Here is a 15,988-nt window from a genome sequence, read left to right as displayed (position 1 = left end):
CCTCGGTCGCCTTATCAACCGAACGGCGAGCGCCGGACGAAGTCGTGCGAGCCGCTCCACGCCCGGCAACAAAGGTCGCCGCACAAACGACTCGTCGTCACGTTGCAGGAGGTTGGCCGGATGATCGAAGCTACGGCGACGCCGGACCTCGAGCGCGAGGACCGCCATGTCATCCCTCCATCGAGGGTTCAAGTCGTCACAGTCCGTGACATCACAGCGTGCATCGAACCTGGAAGTGCGACATATCCGCATGGCACGCGAGTCCTTCGCGGGGCACGCGAGCCGAAACCACTACCCTTGCGCAACCCCACTCCCGGAGCGCAGCTCACTCGAGCCTGAACACCATCCACACGAAGCCCCGAACGGCACATGCACAAAGTGATCGGTCGGCACATTTCAACATATTCTCTGATCGGGTCAAATGCTGACGTGGTCAGCCGCAGGAAGGCCGAATGGCAACGACGTCACCCAGCACCGCAACCGCGGTCGCCACGCACAGCAACGGGACAGCTTTCGTCTTCGTACCCAACTTGTGCAACGCGGCTTGCGCATTTTGCTACGTCCACCCCAGCCTTTCACAGGAAGCCCACGCAAGCAACCTCGTACTACGTAGAGCGCGCGCGACAGCCGAAGCACTGGCCGATCTCGGCTTCCGGGAGGTCAGATTCACCGGGGGCGAACCGACGATATTTGCGAACCTGCCGGAAATCATCGAGCCTTTCTTGGAATTCGGCCTTCGATATCGCGTGCTCACGAACGCCATCGACATCGACGCACAACTCCCTTTCTTTAAGCATCACCCCCCGGAACGATTCACCATCAGCGTGCACAACACCGCTGACCCCTCGTCCATTTTCGGCGTTTCCATAAGTCGCGAACATTGGGCCGAAAACCGGCGCAAGCTCGCATCCATATCGGAGGTCGAAGCAACATTTGTGCTTGCGGACGCGGCACACGAAGAGTCGGTCGTACACCACTCCATAGGCGAGCTCGCAAGAGACGGCGTCCACCACATCAAATTGATACTCGAGAACTCACGCCAGCAGGACGCGCAGATCTTTTCGAAGGTGGCGAGCAACCTCAGGAGCGAATGGGGAGAAACGTTCAGGACATTCCGCTTCACCGCACCGGGAGCAGTCGCCTGCAAACTTTCGGAGAGAGCATTTCCCTCTGTCGACCTGGGACGCGGAGCAGTATATGCGTGTTGCGTGCAAGTGGGCGATCGCCAACTTCCGAGCGGCCATTTTTCGACGTTCACCGCTGACGTCGACGCCACCCGCAGAACCATCACCAGCGTCATAGAATCGGCAATGACGCACCGCGCCTCTGTGCTGCCGTGTTCAGCGGGAAGCCAGTTCTGCCCGATAGCACTGGAGCAGTGAAGGGATCACCCGATGAGAATACCGGACTGGATCCAGCGGCGTCATGAGCTCAGCACATCGGTACTGACGAGCGTCCGAGAGGCAAACAGCCGCTTCCAACTCAAAGGCTCCTTCGCCCGACACAACTTTCACCTCATCGAGGATGGCTCGAGAACCTTCAGCGATATCGACCTCATGCTGCCCGACGATGCCCGCGATCATCGATTCTGGGAGGCGGACGTGGCGAAAAGAATGGTCCAGTGCGGATGGCCGATTCGAGTATCCGTGAAGCACTTCGACCCACTGAAGAAGGTCGCTCCCGCAGATTCCCAACTGCTGGCACTGACCGAGCTGGTGCGCTTCAACGCACTCCGCACGGAACCTCACTTCGAGTCTTACATCCTCGCGAAGACGAGCCTGACGCTTGCCAAAAGCTTGAGCTCGTACCACGAAAAGATATGGCCGAAAAGCCTCGTGCAATGTGCCGAACTGTCGAAACTGGGGTTCAGCACGGAATTCGAAGAAGACTGTTCCATCCGCATGATCGAAAATTTTCCGGATTCTCCTGTCCTGGATCACTTCCGAGAACTTGTCCGGAAACGTGACGTCGGCAGGATTCATTCGTGGACGATCATGCAGCTGAAGCAGTCAACCATGCATCCGTGGCTTCGAGATCGAATGACACGAATTCTCGAGGAAAGCTTGGAGTAGTGGACACTCGGCTCGTCCTCATCGAGGACGGATCTTGGGACGCCGGCCGCTCGACGCGCCGGCACGCCCAGCCAGGCAGGAGTGCCCCTCGTCGCCCCCGGAGGCGGACCGGCCCTACCGCCACGCCCGCTGTCCCGAGCCGGGATCGTGACACCCCTCGACGTGTCCACGATATGTCCAGGATTTGTCATCACCGACCTCCCGACCGCGTGGCCGGGCGCCACCCCCGGCCACGCGGAGGGCGAGCCACTCGGCCTCTTGCCGACGACGTCGAAATCAGACGAGGACGAGTTACCCGTTGAGGCGCGAGAGCAGGCACAATCTGAACATGCGCACCCGTCGAGAACCCTTCGCCCTTCCGGCGGAGCACGTGGTGCTCGACGCACTGCGCGTCCTGACTTGTGGTGTCTCCTGCCGCAGACTCGAGGCGAACACGATGCCGGACAGGCCTTACGCGGCACGCCGGGCATCGTACGACCGGATCGACGTCGATTCCGCACCCACGGAAAGGATCCGAGAAGATCGTGATCGATTTTATGGAATCACTCGGAGGCTGGGCCGGTGTGCTGACCATTCTCCTCGGCGCGATCCTCGGCGTACTGGTGCAGAAAAGTTGGGACAACCACCTCGGGAAGGCACTGCCCGTCTGGCGAAGCAAGATTCGATCGCGACTGGACAGCGCACGCGGACGGACACTGGCCGTCGGACTGACGAGACCATCACCCGGCGCGGTCTTGCCCGCCTATTTCCGCGAGCAGGAAAAAGAGGTCGACCTCGCCATCTTCGAACTGAGCCTACGGCCGAACGTGCCGGTCATGGATCTTCTCTACCTTGAGTATCTCCGGGCGCGACTGGCAGACAGATCGATCAAAGAGGCGGTGATCGTACCCTGGAGCGGCTGGCGAGACCGGGCAAACGCCGAAGGCGAACGAAAGATCCAGCGAAATATCACGGCGATCTTCGGCCGCCTGACCGAGCGAGTGACGGTCGTCACCGCCGACATGCTCCAACAACACGCGGGAAGCGTATTCGAAAACCATTTTTTCGAAGTGGTGGGAAATCTGGGAAACAGTGAATTCCTGCGTAACGCTTCGGCTGTCATGGGTTATCGCTTTCGCTCCTACCACGACATCAACCAGGGCCACCCGGAGACACATCAGGCTCGATCCATTGTCGAGCACACAGTTCGAGGATGGCTCATTGCCAAGTACGTCGAAAGTGAGCATCTGGGGAAACCGGGCGGGCCACAGAAGGTGGCGTCGATCATGTGGGAACGCGAACTGACGAAACTCCTGCTGCTGCGCAACCTTCTCGAGTCACATCCGGACCTGGAATACTCATTGATCCTCGGGACGAGTGTCACGTATCGACGAAGAATGCGTTCACATCCCGTGCCGACCTTTGCCGACTCCGCGCTCACCGCATTCGGTGACATAGAACGTCAGTATGAGCTGCTTCGCCGGAAGAGTCGCGCAGAAGTGCGCCGCACGAACCAGGTCCTCACGGATATCTTGGCTACGCGGTCGACGTTGAGCGACCTGGCCGTGTGGGGCGCGAACTCTGACGGCGTGGCGGATCTGCGGTTGCGCGGTGACGCCAAGGCAACCATGAGGTCGCTGCGTCGAATCCGAGCCCTGTACGGAACAGAGGGGGTAGCCGCTCCGGGGCCAGCTCGGACCTGATGTGGTCGCCGGCCGCTGCGGACGGTCGGCATGTGGGTCCGAACGGCCCCTGGTGCGCTGCTCAGCGCCGACGGTGACGCCGCCGTAACGCCGCGAGGGCGCCGATGCGACGGCCCGGATGCCATCCTGCTGGCCCTATGCCCGCGCCCGTCAAGGTCCAAGCGCCGCAGCCGGCGACACCGGTGGTGTCCGTCGTGCCGGACTCGCGCGGGCCGGTGGCGGAGCCCGCACCCGCCGGACCCGCGCCGGCCGGACCCGCGCCGGCCGGGAACGCGGCGGCCGGGAACGCGGCGGTGTCCGCGGCGCTGGGCGGGACGCCGCCGGGGGCCAGGCCGCCGGGGACGGCGATGCTGGCCGGGCAGGGGCTGGTCGGGAACCAGGCCGTCGCGGCCTCCGCCCGGCAACCGGCCCGGAAAGCGGTCTCGGCGGTGCCGTCGAGGCCCAAGCTCGACCAGGGGGGCGCGGACGACCGGCCCGGCAAGAAGAAGCCGGGCTCCGCGGCTCGGGCGCCGGAAGTGCGCCTGGCCGGCCCGGCGCGGCTGGTGCTCCCCTCGTTCACCCACCGGTTCGACGCGCCGGCCACGCTCCCCCCGCTGAAAGCCGCGGTCAAACCCAGTGCGGCGGCCGCGCGGGTGTTCGCGGGGCTCGTCGAGCGGGCGCGGCGGGCCCACGACGCGCAGCGGGCGCTGCTGGAACGGCTCGGGCGCGGCACCGTGGACCGGCACAACCGGGTCGACGGCCGGACGCGATCGCGGGCCGGGCAGGGCGAACGGGAGCTGGACGAGCTGCGCGGCCAGGCTCTCGGCAGCGTCGACACCGCCTACGAAGAAGGCACCGCCGGGCTCGATCTCGCCGTGCGGCGGGGCCGCCGGCTGGTCGGCTCCGCCACCGCCGGGGCGCTGCGCCGGGTGCGGGCCAACGCGGACACCGCCGGCGAGCAGGTCACCGCGATCGTCGACGACCTGGCCGTGGGCTACACCGGCCTGCTCGAAGAGACCGCCGTAGCGATCACCACCGCGGCCGGGCAGGCGGTCGCGGCCGTCCAGGCCTACGGCGCGTCCGCTTCGAAGCTGTTCCCCGGCGGGGAGACGCCGCTGGTGGCGGCCGAGAACGAGGCGCGCCGCGCGGCCGTCCCGGGGCTGGCCGCGGCGGTCGTGACGTCGGTGAACCAGGCGTCGGACGCGCAGGCGAAGGCCTACCGCGCCGAGATTCCCAAGGTCCGGCAGCAGTTCGACGAGAGCGAGCTCGCCAAGGCGCTGAAAACGCGCAAGGAGGAGATCGACACCAAGGGCCGGGCCGCGGTGCAGAAGGCGAGCCGCACCGCCTATGGCGCGCTCGGCAAGCAGGCCGCGAGCGGGCACGAGGCGCTGCGGCGGATGGCAGGCGACGCCCGTGAGTCGATCGAGCTGCGGCACCGGGCGGCCCGGACGCAGCTGGTCGGCGACGCCAACGCCCTGCTGCGGAGCTCCCAGGCGCAGGCCGGCGCGGAACTGGCCGGTCTGGAGACGGCCGCGGCGACCGGGTTGCCCGCCTTCGACCGCACGATCATCGCCGTCCACGACGGGCTCGAGCCGGCGGCGGTCTCCGCGGAGCAGCTCGGCCAATCCGTGGAGAAGGCCGCCGAAGACACCGCGCCGAAGGTGGACCAGCTCGGTCTCGCGCAGCAACGCATGGTGACCCGGGCCGACGCGTCGACCGGCGAGGCGGTCGCCGGGGCCGAACGGGCCGCGCTCCAGGCCGCCGGGCAGGAACGCGTGGCGGCGGCGCGTGCGCTGCGCGAGACCGGCGCGGGCGGCGCCCGCGGGATGAGCGACTTCGTGCACGGGCACTACGCGGCCTTCGCGGCCACGGCGAAGGGGGTCGGCCAGGTCGCGGACGCGTGGGCCATGCCGCTGAACCGGCTCTTCGGCGACGCGGTCCGCAAGACCAAGGCGTCGATGACCGCGCCGTTCACCGAGTGGAAGACGACGATCGTCGGCCAGCGGAACGACTTCATCAGCACGGCCTTCACGCCGTACCTGACGCCGGCCACGGCGCTGGCCGTCCCGGTCGAGCAGGCCGCCACCGACGTGGCCGGCGACCTGGAAAAGCGGGAGCACCTGCTCGAGGACGCCTTCGACGGCTGGGGCACCAACGAAGAAGAGGTGTCGCGGGCGCTGCGTGGGATGACCGCCACGCAGGGACGCGCGCTGAGCTGGCTGTACGCGAACAAGCACGGCTCGCTCGAGACGGCGCTGACCGACGAGCTCAGCGGCGCGGACCTCACGTCCGCGCAGGCCTACCTGCGCGGTGACCAGGCCGCGGGGGCCGCGGCCGAGCTGGAAGCCTCCACCCACTGGTACAACGACGAGGAATCGCGCATCGAGGACCTGATGCGCAACCTCAAGCCCGAAGAGCTCGATCAGCTCAAGGGCAGCAAGGAAGGCGCCGAGGCGCTCGCCGACGTGCGCGACAGCCTCGGCGGCACCGACCTGAAGGTGTTCGACGCGCTCTCGGCAGGCAACCAGAATCTCGCCGACGCCTTCCGGATGAAGGACAAGCTCGACGACGCGCGCAAGGCCGGCGACGTCGACGCGATCCACGACGTCCTCATCACCTACAGCAAAGCCGCGACCGAGCGGGGCCGGGCGCCGGCCACCGCGGACCAGCGCCGGGTGGCGGTGCAGCAGGAGTTCGCGGGCCTCGTCGGCGGCCCCGCGCGCGGCCCTGCGGCCGCGATCACGCCGCAGCAGGCCGCCGCCGCGGTCGAGAAGTACGCGCTCGCCTCGATCGAGGTGGTCACCGCCGGGCCCGAGGGCACCTCGACGACCGAGACGGTCGAGATCACCGGCGCGAACCGGAACCTCGGGGTCGCGCTCATCCAGGGCGGCGAAAACACCGTCGCCGCGCGGGCGGCCCGCCTCGGCGTGGAGACCCAGCGGCCGGGCGGGCCGAACCTGCTCAAGCTGGACGCCGCGCTGGTCGACCCGCGGCTCAAGCCGATCCCGGCCACCCTGCCACCGGCGGAACGCGCCCGGGCGCAGGCCGAGCGCGACCAGGCACTGGCCGAACGCGGCCAGGTCTTCCAGAAGTACGCCGCCGACTACGGCGGGGCCAAGCAGGCCGGGACCCCCGAGTCCGCGAAGACCTACCTGGAAGGACAGCTGCGCACCGCGGCCGGCGACGACAAGGACGCGGGCGAGCTGGCCGTCCGGCTCGCGCGCGAGGACTACCCCACGCCGAAGACGGCCGCGCTGGCGATCCAGTACGCGTCGAAGGGCGCGGGCACCGACGAAGAGCTGATGTTCCGCTTCGTCGAGCGGATGGACCGCGACGAGATCACCGCGATGCGCGGTGAGTACAAGGACCTCACCGGCACCGCGCTCGACGACGACCTCGGCACGTTCGGCGGCCAGGGCTGGTTCACCGAGCTCTCCGGCGACGACCGGCTGCGCATGGAAGTGGCGCTGCTGGGCGTGCCCCGCAACGACCGCGAACGCGCCGAGGTCGCCGCGTTCCGCATCCAGCAGCAGCGCGACGAGACCGGCTGGCTCGGCCGCTGGCTGGCCGGCGACAGCCTCGCGGACAAGTCGCTGGCCTCGGCGCAGACCCGGCTCACCGCCTCCCTCGGCGGCGCGACCGTGAAGGTCGACGACAAGGGCAACCCGGTCTGGACCGACAGCGCCGGCCGGCCCGTCGCGGCCGGCAGCGGCATGTTCGACAAGGACGGCAAGTACGCCGGCGCGGACCCGCGGGAGTTCGCCTCCGCCGTGCGGGTCAGCAAGCTGGCCGCCGAGAACTACGCCGCCCGCATCGACAGCTTCGCGAGCTACCTGACCACCGCGGTCATGGTGCTCGGCGCGATCGCCGCCGCCGTGGCCACGGTCGCGACCGGCGGCGCGGCGAGCCCGCTGCTGATCGCCGCCATCGCCGGGCTGACCGGCCTCACGTCGATGGCCGTGCACAGCGCCGTCAGCGGCGGCCGGTACGGCTGGGAACAGGCCGCCGTCGACCTCGGCATGACCGCGGTGCAAGCGCTCACCGCGGGCGTCGGGCAGCAACTGTCGCTCCTGGCGCGCGGCAGCACCCAGAGCCTGGTCGCCGGGATGACCTCGATGCGCTCGGTCACCGGCCTCGGCCGGACGATGGGCGGCATCACCGGCAGCACGCTCGGCGACCTGCTGGTCATCGGCGCCACCACCGGCGGCATGGGCGGCTTCGGCGGCGCGCTGCTCGACGAAGCGACCTGGCGCAAGGGTTTCGGGGCCGGCTTCGCCACGCTGCTCGAATCCACGCTGACCGGCGCGCTCGCGGGCGCGGCCGGCACCGTGACGTCGCACGCCTTCGAGTCGATCCCCGCCGGCCGCGCGGTGGGCGGCACGCGCCCCACCCTCGGCGACGCGCTGAGCGGGTCGAACGCCGCGCGCGCGGCCCTGCGCGGCACGTCGTCGTTCCTCGGCGGCGCGACCGGAAAAGGCGCGGAACTGGGCCTGGGCAAGGCTTTCGGCACCTACCACGGCGACGCGGGCGACATCCTGGCCGAGATGGGCAAGGCCGGCCTGGAGTCGGCCGTCCAGGAGAGCGCGGCCGGCCCGCTGGAGTCGGCGCACCGGCGGCCGGACCGGGTGGAAGCGCGGGCCAAGCTCAAGCGGCTGCGGGAGGAGTGGCCCGAGCTGGACCTGGCGCTGACCGCCAACCCGGTCGCGCGCGACAGCCTGCTGTCCCACCCCGACTCCGTCCTCCTGCTGGACGCCGCGCTCGCCGACGTGCGCGGCCGGCTCGCGACAGCCGGCATCGACGAGGCCGTCCGCCGCGGCGAGCGCACGCCCGAGATCCAGGCGAAGGTCGACGCGATCGTCCGCGGCCTGAAGTCCGAACACCCCAACGAGGTCCTCGGCCGGGCCGAGCAGGTGGACATCGGCAAGGCGATCAAGGCGGGCACCACCGAGGAGGGCTACCTCCAGCGGGGCTTCGACCTGGCCCGCCGCAAGGATCCCGCCTACCAGCGGGAGAGCGTCGACCGGCTGCGCGCGGAAGCCCCGGCGGCCCAGAAGCAGCTCAACCGGATCGTCTCCGACATCGCGGCCGACACCGGGGGCGAGGCGTCCTGGCGGCCGAAGGTCAAGGACCGCGGGCGCAGCCTGCGGAAGGTCGCCGAGTACGTGAAAGAGCACGAAACGGGCGACGCCTCGATGCTGGTCGACGTCGTCGGCGCGAGGATCCGCTTCGACAGCGTCGACAAGCTCTACCGGGCGCTCGACGCGTTGAGGAGCGATCCGCGGATCGAGATCGTGCGGATCAAGGACCGGGTCGCCAAGTCCACGCCGAGCGGCAACCGCAGCGTCCTCATGAACGTGCGGCTGCCGGACGGGCACGTGGCGGAGCTCAAGTTCAGCCTGAAGTCCTTCGAGGCACCCTCGGTCACCGAGCACCCGCTGTACGAGATCCGCCGCGACTTCGCGTCGGCGGCGGTGCTCGCGGGCCGGTCGGCGACGCCGGTCGAAGCGCTGATCACGGCCGCGACCGAGGCGTACGGGCGCCGGGACTACGGCGCCGCGTGGAACCGGGAGATGGCGGCCAGCCGGCTGCACCAGCTCCTCACCGAGCACCCCGAGGTCGCCTCGATCGCGGCGCGCCTGGTGGCCGATTCGGTGCTGCACCCGACGAACCTCGCGAAGTCGCTCGCCGACCCGCAGACCCGCGACGCCACCATCGAAATCCTCCGCGACCTCGCCGACCGGCGCGTCATCGGCACCCGGACGCTCGAGGAGTACCGGGCGGCCGCCCCCGGCCGGGGACCGCTGTTCGAGTCGGTGGACCCGGCGATCAACCGCGAAGCCGGCCAGGACCGCAAGAAGGTCCTCGTCGAGCAGGCCAAGCAGGTCGACGCGGCCCGCGACGTCGGCGCCAGGCCGACCCGCCGGGAGCTGGCCGAGCTGGCCGACTACGCGAAGCGGTTGCGGGAGAACGTGCACCCCGCGGTGGATGCCGAGGTGCGCGCGTTCGTCGAGCAGGTGGTGCCCGGCGCCGACGTCAACGTCCGGACCAAGGACGCGGACGGCATCCTGGAAAAGGTCAAGCGGATGTCGGCTGGTTCCGACAAGCGCCCCGGCCGTCCGGACTACCGCGCCGGCGACGTCATCGACGCGGTGGGCGCGCGGATCACCACCGACAGCATGGCCGACCTGGAGCGAGTCCTCGAAGCGGCGAAGACGCATTTCGGCGTGGGCAACGACGGCCGCATCCTGGAGATCGAGAACATGTACGCCGAGCCGAAGGACAAGAACCCGGCGTACCGCGTCATCCCGCTCGTCGTGCGGATCGACGTGGCGGGGGTTCCCTATACTTTCGAGTTGCAGCTGACCACCCGGCGGGCGTCCATCGCCGCCGACCTGGAGCACAACACGCTCTTCAAACCGTACGTCGAGCTGTCGCAGTCCGACCGGGCCAGGGTCAAGGGACTGCTCGAAGAAGCGGCCGCGCTCGACCAGGAGGAGACCCGGTGAAGTCGCTGGACCTGGGGCCGCTCGACTACCACGAGCACCTGACGTTCGTGTGGATCGACGACGGGCCGCCCTCGGGACCGATCGCCGCGTTCGTCATCGACGGGCGCGACTACGCGAACGCGGACCAGGCGCGCGCCGCCGTCCGCGCGGCGCTGGAGGAAACCGATCTGCGCGTGGCGGTCGCCGACTTCCGCCCGGCCGGGATCGCGGCGAACGAAGCCGAACTCGCGTACTGGACCGGCTGGACCGAATTCCGCCGGTTCCTCGACGTGTACGGCCCCGTGTACCCGTGGCGCCGCCCGGCGGCCACCCCACCCGTTCCCCCGCCCGCCGCCGGACCCGCCGCCGCGGCAGCGGTTTCCGCCGAGCCGGACCGGTACTTCGAATGCTGGGGCCAGCTCGTCGAGATCTTCCCGTGGGGGGAGGGCCCGGAAGACCCCGTGCTGGGCCGCCGCGCGGAGGGGTACGGCCTCAACGGCTACACCGGCGAGTTCGAGGCCGACACCCGGCGCGCCCGGCAGTGCGCCCGCGGCGTGGACGACGACGACACCTGGCCGCTGGACGACGAAGACGAGTTCGTCGACGCGGTCGAGGCGCGCCGCGAGGGGCTGCTCCGCAACTCGTTCTACCAGCGGCACGACAAACCGGAGATCTTCGCCGCGTACGAGCGGGGAGAGCCCCGGCGCGTCACCTACGAAATGTGGCAGGCGGCCCAGCGGCGGCGCGCGTTCTTCCGCTACGGCACCGAGCCGGTGCGCGTGGACCTGACGCCCCCGGTGACGGCGTGGCGGCTCGACGCGGAAACGGGCCGGCTCGTCCCGGGCGAGGTCGCCGGGGAAGGCCGGCGGATCACCGAACACGAGTGGCTCCTCGCGATCGAGGAACGGCGGCGCACGCTCGACGTGGACGGCGCCATCGCCGAGGCCTACGCGAAGGCCGCCGCGGAGCCGGAAGCGGCGTTCCGCAACCGGCTCCTGACGCACAGCTTCGACCTGTGGGCCGAGAAGTTCGGGGCGGGCCGGTGATGCGGACCTTCGCGGCGAAGGAAGGCTGGCCCGCCGTCCGGGCCGGCTGGGCGGACCGGCTCCCGGAGGCGGACCTGGCGGCGCTGGACGAGGCCGTCGCCTTCGCGGTCCGCCACCACGGGGAGCAGACCCGGCCGGCCGGCGAGCCGTACCTGGAACACCTGCTGGAAGCGACGCGCGTGCTCGTCGAGGCCCTCGGGGTCACCGACGTCGACGTCCTGCGGGCGGCCGTGCTGCACGACGTGGTCGAGGACACCCCCTGCTCGCTCGACGAGGTCCGTGACCGCTTCGGTGAGCGGGTGGCGACCCTGGTCGGCTGGGTGACCAAGCCCGAGGGCGGGACGCGGGCCGCCTACCTGGCGAGCCTGCGCGACGCCCCGGACGACGCGCTCCTGGTGAAGCTCGCCGACCGGCTGAGCAACGTCCAGCGGCTCGATACGCACCCGCGTCCGGCGAAGCGCCGTGCCTACTACGAAGAAACCGTCCGCGACATCCTGCCGCTCGCCGCCCGGCACCCGTGGTTCCGCGACTGGTTCGGCAGCTGGCGCGCCGAGTTCCGCGGGCTCGCCGAGGACGCGTCCGATGACCGGTGACCTGCCCGCGTTCTTCCGCGACGGCGACGTCCCCGCGAAGGTGGTCCGCACCGCCGGCGGCGGCGTCACGGCGTTCCGGCTCGACCGCGACGGCGGCTGGCTCGAACGGCCCGAGCCGGCCCGCGAGCTGGTGACCGGCTCCGCCCGCCTGGACCGCGAAGAGTTCCTTACCCTCGTGGAACGGGAGCGCGGCCGGCTGTCCGGCACCGGGCCGCTGGCCGACCTCTACGCGCGGATCGCGGCGGCCGAGGCGGACGGCCCGGCCGCCCAGGCGCTGCGCCGGACGTCGTTCATCCTGTTCGAGACGCAGCTGCAGCAGCGCGGCGCGCCGGGCGCGGACCCGTCCCTCGCCACCGAGCAGGACGACCCGCGGGTGCGGGCCGCGATCTCGACGACCGTGCTGTCCGCGCGGCTGGAGCCGGTCCTCCGGGAGATCGCCGCGGATCCGGCGGGCGCGGCGCTGCGGGAGCTGCGGCCGCGGGAGGCCGACTACGCCTGGGTGTTCGTGTCCGGGACGGTGGCGGCCGCCCGGCAGCGGTACGAGCGGGCGTGGGACGCCGGGATCGGGTTCCGGCGGCCGGTCGGGCGGCCGCGGATCCGCGTCCACCTCGCCCCCGCCGGGGCGCTCGTGGACGACAACGCGCTGTCGCGGCCGTTCCCCGGCGGCTACCGGTCGGTGGCGGAGCGGCTGGTGCCGTCGCGGGTGTGGGCCGCGTGGCGGTACCACTCCCCCGGCGCCTCCGCGGGTCTCTCGTACGACGGGCTGGTCTGGTGCGAGGACCACTGGGCGTTCTTCCCGAAGCCCTACCGCGTGCTGACCTCCGGCTGAGCCAGCAGGGCGACCATGCTGTGCGGCGCTTCGGCGCCGAACATGACCTCGTGGATGTCTTCGTCCGCGGCCTCGGCGGCCGCGCGCTCGATCATGCGCCGTTCGTACTCCGCGAGCGCGGTCTCGACGTCGTCCCATTGCGCGGCAAGGGCTTCCCCGAGTTCGGCGCCGTCCAGCATGGCCAGGTTGGCGCCTTCGCCGTTCGGGGGCAGGAGGTGGGCGGCGTCGCCGAGCAGGGTCACCCCCGGCACGCGCTCCCAGCGGTGCCCGGCCGGGAGCGTGTGGAGGCGGCGCAGCACCGGCGGGGTGTCGCTCGCGGTGATCAGCGCGGTGAGCTCGGGGGCCCAGCCGTCGAACTCCCCGGCGACCCGCGCGGTCACCTCAGCGGGTTCGAGGCCGGCGAGCCAGTCCTCGGGCTTGCGCAGCTGCGCGTACGTGTGGAGGGTCCCGCCGCGCTCCCGGTGGGCGAGGATCCCCTTGCCCGGCGCGAGCGCGAACAGCGATCCGGCACCGACCGCGGCCGCGGCGGCGGGGTGGCGGGTGTCGCCGTCGAAGAGGAACGTCTCGACGACCGAAACGCCGACGTACTCGGGGGTGGCGGCGGACAGCAGCGGCCGCACCCGTGACCACGCGCCGTCCGCGCCGACCAGCAGGCTCGTGGTGACGCCGGTGCCGTCGGCGAAGCTCACCTCGTGGTGGCCCCCGCCGAGCGACCGCGCGCCGACGGCCTTGTGCCCCCACCGGACGACGTCCGGCGGCAGCGCGTCGAGCAGCAGCTGCCGCAGGTCGCCGCGCTGCACTTCGGGCCGCTCCCCGGTGCCGTCGTCGGGCCGGTCGAGCAGCACGGTCCCGGCCCGGTCGAGGACCCGGTAGGACTCGCGGCCGGGCAGGACCAGCTCGCGGAACCCGTCGGTCAGACCGGCGGCTTCGAGCGCGGGCTGCCCGTTCCACGGGTGGATGTCGAGCATCCCGCCCTGCCGGCGCGCGGCCGGCGAGGGTTCCGCTTCGTGGACCGAGACGGGGATGCCGTGCCGGTGCAGCACGGTGGCCAGCACGAGACCGCCCGGGCCCGCTCCGATGATCGTGACTTCTCCGCGCATGGTGCTCCTTCGATTGGATCGCCGTTCCAATTCAAGCTAGCACGACTTTGGATCGCCGATCCAACCATGCGATGATGGCCTTGTGACGAAGCGGCGTACGGACGGCCTGTCCAAGGAAGTGATCGTCAAGGCGGCGACCGGGCTCCTCGACGAAGGCGGCGAGGCGGCGCTGACCTTCCGGGCGCTCACCGCCCGGCTGAGCACCGGCTACGGGGCGATCTACCACCACATCGCGAACAAGAGCGACCTGCTCGCGGCGGCCACCGACGACGTCATCGCCGATGTGCTGACCGGCGTGGTGGGCGGCGCGGAGCCGCGGGAGGCGCTGCGCACGGTCGCGCTGGGCCTGTTCGACGCGATCGACGCCCACCCGTGGGTCGGCGCCCAGCTGTCCCGGGAGCCGTGGCGCCCCGCGCTCCTCGAGGTCTACGAGCGCATCGGCGGGCTGCTCGACGCGCTCGACGTCCCCGGGGAGGCGTTGTTCGACGCCGCCGGCGCGCTCGTGAACTACGTCCTCGGCGTGGCCGGGCAGAACGCCGCGAACGCCCGCCTCCTCGCCGGCGACGTCGACCGGTCGGCGTTCCTGACCGGCGTCGCCGCCCAGTGGGCCCGGCTCGACCCGGCCCGCTACCCGTTCGTGCACAAGGCGGCGGCGCGGCTGGGCGAGCACGACGACCGCGAGCAGTTCCTCGCCGGCGTCGACATCTTCCTGGCCGGCGTCGCGACCCTCCGCTAGACGGCTTCGAGCTCCGGCTCGACGTCCGGCACCACGACCCGGCGGCGGACCAGCAGCCCGGCGAGCGCGACGAACAGGCCGGCCACGGTGAACCCGGTGACGACGGCGATCGCCGGCGTCCAGCCCCGCAGCAGCGCGGCGGGCGAGACCTCGCCGCCACCGGCCGCGGTCAGCACCGCCGTCACGACGGCGAGGCCGATCGCGCCGCCGACCTGCAGCGAGGTGTTGACCAGGCCGCCCGCCAGGCCCTGCTCGCCGTCCGGGATCCCGGCCGTGGCCTGGATGTTGAACGACGGGAAGGCCAGCGTGAAGCCGAGGCCGAGCAGGACCATGCTGGGCAGCACCGAGCCGACGTACCCCGAGTGCTCGTCCACGCGCAGGAACAGCGCGTAGGCGAAGACGTGGGCGACCACCCCGGCGAAGATCCCGCGGGTCGTCCCGACCTTCTCGATCAGCGGATCGACGCGCGGGCAGCCGAACGCGACGATCATCGCCGCCGGCAGGAACCCCAGCGCCGTCTGCAGCGGCGACCAGCCGAGCACGCGCTGGAAGTAGAGCATCACGACGAACTGGACGCTGATGAAGGAGGCGAAGAACAGCGCGGCCCCCAGGTTGGCCCGTGCGAGCGGACCGGACCGGAAGATGCCCAGCCGCAGCAGGGGGTGGCGGCTGCGCTTCTCGATGAGCACGAACGCCACCAGCAGCACGAGGGCGACCGCGAAGGTGATCAGCGTGCGGGGCGCGACCCAGCCGGTTTCGGGAGCCTCGACCACGCCGTAGACCAGCAGCAGCGAACCCCCGACCCCGGTGAGCGCACCGGGCAGGTCGTAGCCCCCGGCGGGCTCGGTCCGGTACGCGGGAACGAGCTTCCAGGCCACGACGACCACCGCCGCCGAGAGCGGCGCGGGCAGCAGGAAGGTCCAGCGCCACCCGAGCTCGGTCAGCAGCCCGGAGAAGACCAGCCCGGCGGAGTACCCACTGGCCCCGAACACGGCGAAGATGCTGATCGCCTTGTTCCGCGCGGGCCCCTCCCGGAACGTGGTGGTCACGATGGACAGGGCCGCGGGCACGGTGAACGCGGCGGCCGCCCCCTTGACGAAGCGGCTCGCGATGAGCAGCGTCCCGTCGTCGACGAGCCCGCCGAACAGCGAAGCCAGCGTGAAGAGGGACACGGCGGCGAGGAAGACCCGCCGCCGCCCGAGCAGATCGGCGGTGCGTCCACCGAGCAGCAGCAGCCCGCCGAAGCCGAGCACGTACCCGCTGATGACCCATTGCAGGGCGTTGGTGGACAACCCGAACTCGGCCTGGATGGCAGGCAGCGCGACCCCGACCATCGACCCGTCGAGCGCATCGAGCGCGGTGACGATCGAGACGGTGAGGAGAACCCCCCACAGGCGCGCGTCCCACCGGGTCGAGGCGGTGGACAGGTACGCGGAAGAACTCATGGACCCGACGTTAGGTTCGCA

Annotated in this window: 10 protein-coding genes; 8 read left to right on the top strand and 2 right to left on the bottom strand. The window is 70.8% G+C overall.

The genetic code is table 11. From position 1 onward, the window contains the following. The first annotated feature begins 452 nt into the window (after positions 1–452). The 7 genes from AB5J73_RS24560 (at position 453) to AB5J73_RS24530 (ending at position 12,686) form a co-directional block, all read left to right on the top strand. Positions 453–1,382: a radical SAM protein gene (locus AB5J73_RS24560; RefSeq protein WP_370972631.1), complete on the top strand. Its 930-nt coding sequence runs from the start codon at positions 453–455 to the stop codon at positions 1,380–1,382. A gap of 12 nt (positions 1,383–1,394) precedes the next feature. Next, complete coding sequence (locus AB5J73_RS24555) at positions 1,395–2,072, top strand: hypothetical protein (protein ID WP_370972629.1); 678 nt, start codon at positions 1,395–1,397, stop codon at positions 2,070–2,072. A gap of 524 nt (positions 2,073–2,596) precedes the next feature. Further along, positions 2,597–3,754, top strand: coding sequence for a hypothetical protein (locus AB5J73_RS24550; RefSeq protein ID WP_370972628.1), 1,158 nt, complete (start codon positions 2,597–2,599; stop codon positions 3,752–3,754). A gap of 137 nt (positions 3,755–3,891) precedes the next feature. Beyond that, positions 3,892–10,239: a hypothetical protein gene (locus AB5J73_RS24545; RefSeq protein WP_370972626.1), complete on the top strand. Its 6,348-nt coding sequence runs from the start codon at positions 3,892–3,894 to the stop codon at positions 10,237–10,239. Continuing rightward, on the top strand, positions 10,236–11,264 hold the full coding sequence (locus AB5J73_RS24540; RefSeq protein WP_370972624.1) for a hypothetical protein: 1,029 nt from the start codon (positions 10,236–10,238) through the stop codon (positions 11,262–11,264). The genes AB5J73_RS24545 and AB5J73_RS24540 overlap by 4 nt, the downstream gene beginning before the upstream one ends. After that, positions 11,264–11,857, top strand: coding sequence for an HD domain-containing protein (locus tag AB5J73_RS24535; RefSeq protein WP_370972622.1), 594 nt, complete (start codon positions 11,264–11,266; stop codon positions 11,855–11,857). Before AB5J73_RS24540 ends, AB5J73_RS24535 begins: the two co-directional genes overlap by 1 nt. Beyond that, on the top strand, positions 11,847–12,686 hold the full coding sequence (locus tag AB5J73_RS24530; protein WP_370972620.1) for a hypothetical protein: 840 nt from the start codon (positions 11,847–11,849) through the stop codon (positions 12,684–12,686). The genes AB5J73_RS24535 and AB5J73_RS24530 overlap by 11 nt, the downstream gene beginning before the upstream one ends. On the opposite strand, the gene AB5J73_RS24525 is transcribed toward AB5J73_RS24530, so the two are convergent. Continuing rightward, positions 12,662–13,786, bottom strand: coding sequence for an FAD-dependent oxidoreductase (locus AB5J73_RS24525; protein ID WP_370972618.1), 1,125 nt, complete (start codon positions 13,784–13,786; stop codon positions 12,662–12,664). The genes AB5J73_RS24530 and AB5J73_RS24525 overlap by 25 nt on opposite strands. A gap of 82 nt (positions 13,787–13,868) precedes the next feature. Between AB5J73_RS24525 and AB5J73_RS24520 the strand changes: the two genes are divergently transcribed. Continuing rightward, on the top strand, positions 13,869–14,522 hold the full coding sequence (locus AB5J73_RS24520) for a TetR/AcrR family transcriptional regulator (RefSeq protein ID WP_370972616.1): 654 nt from the start codon (positions 13,869–13,871) through the stop codon (positions 14,520–14,522). On the opposite strand, the gene AB5J73_RS24515 is transcribed toward AB5J73_RS24520, so the two are convergent. After that, positions 14,519–15,967 (bottom strand): MFS transporter, encoded by a 1,449-nt coding sequence (locus AB5J73_RS24515; RefSeq protein WP_370972614.1) that lies wholly within the window; start codon positions 15,965–15,967, stop codon positions 14,519–14,521. The two genes, AB5J73_RS24520 and AB5J73_RS24515, sit on opposite strands and share 4 nt — an antisense overlap. Positions 15,968–15,988 lie beyond the last annotated feature (21 nt).

Source organism: Amycolatopsis sp. cg9 (genome assembly GCF_041346945.1).
Lineage (GTDB): Bacteria > Actinomycetota > Actinomycetes > Mycobacteriales > Pseudonocardiaceae > Amycolatopsis.
The sequence above is the reverse complement of the archived record's forward strand: the minus strand, read 5'-3'. Positions and strand labels throughout refer to the sequence as shown.

What these genes read in the sequence shown, in the direction of transcription:
- AB5J73_RS24530 (WP_370972620.1), top strand. Translation starts at nt 11,847, where the DNA reads ATGACCGGTGACCTGCCCGCGTTCTTCCGCGACGGCGACGTCCCCGCG.
- AB5J73_RS24515 (WP_370972614.1), bottom strand. Translation starts at nt 15,967, where the DNA reads ATGAGTTCTTCCGCGTACCTGTCCACCGCCTCGACCCGGTGGGACGCG.
- AB5J73_RS24560 (WP_370972631.1), top strand. Translation starts at nt 453, where the DNA reads ATGGCAACGACGTCACCCAGCACCGCAACCGCGGTCGCCACGCACAGC.
- AB5J73_RS24535 (WP_370972622.1), top strand. Translation starts at nt 11,264, where the DNA reads ATGCGGACCTTCGCGGCGAAGGAAGGCTGGCCCGCCGTCCGGGCCGGC.
- AB5J73_RS24525 (WP_370972618.1), bottom strand. Translation starts at nt 13,786, where the DNA reads ATGCGCGGAGAAGTCACGATCATCGGAGCGGGCCCGGGCGGTCTCGTG.
- AB5J73_RS24545 (WP_370972626.1), top strand. Translation starts at nt 3,892, where the DNA reads ATGCCCGCGCCCGTCAAGGTCCAAGCGCCGCAGCCGGCGACACCGGTG.
- AB5J73_RS24555 (WP_370972629.1), top strand. Translation starts at nt 1,395, where the DNA reads ATGAGAATACCGGACTGGATCCAGCGGCGTCATGAGCTCAGCACATCG.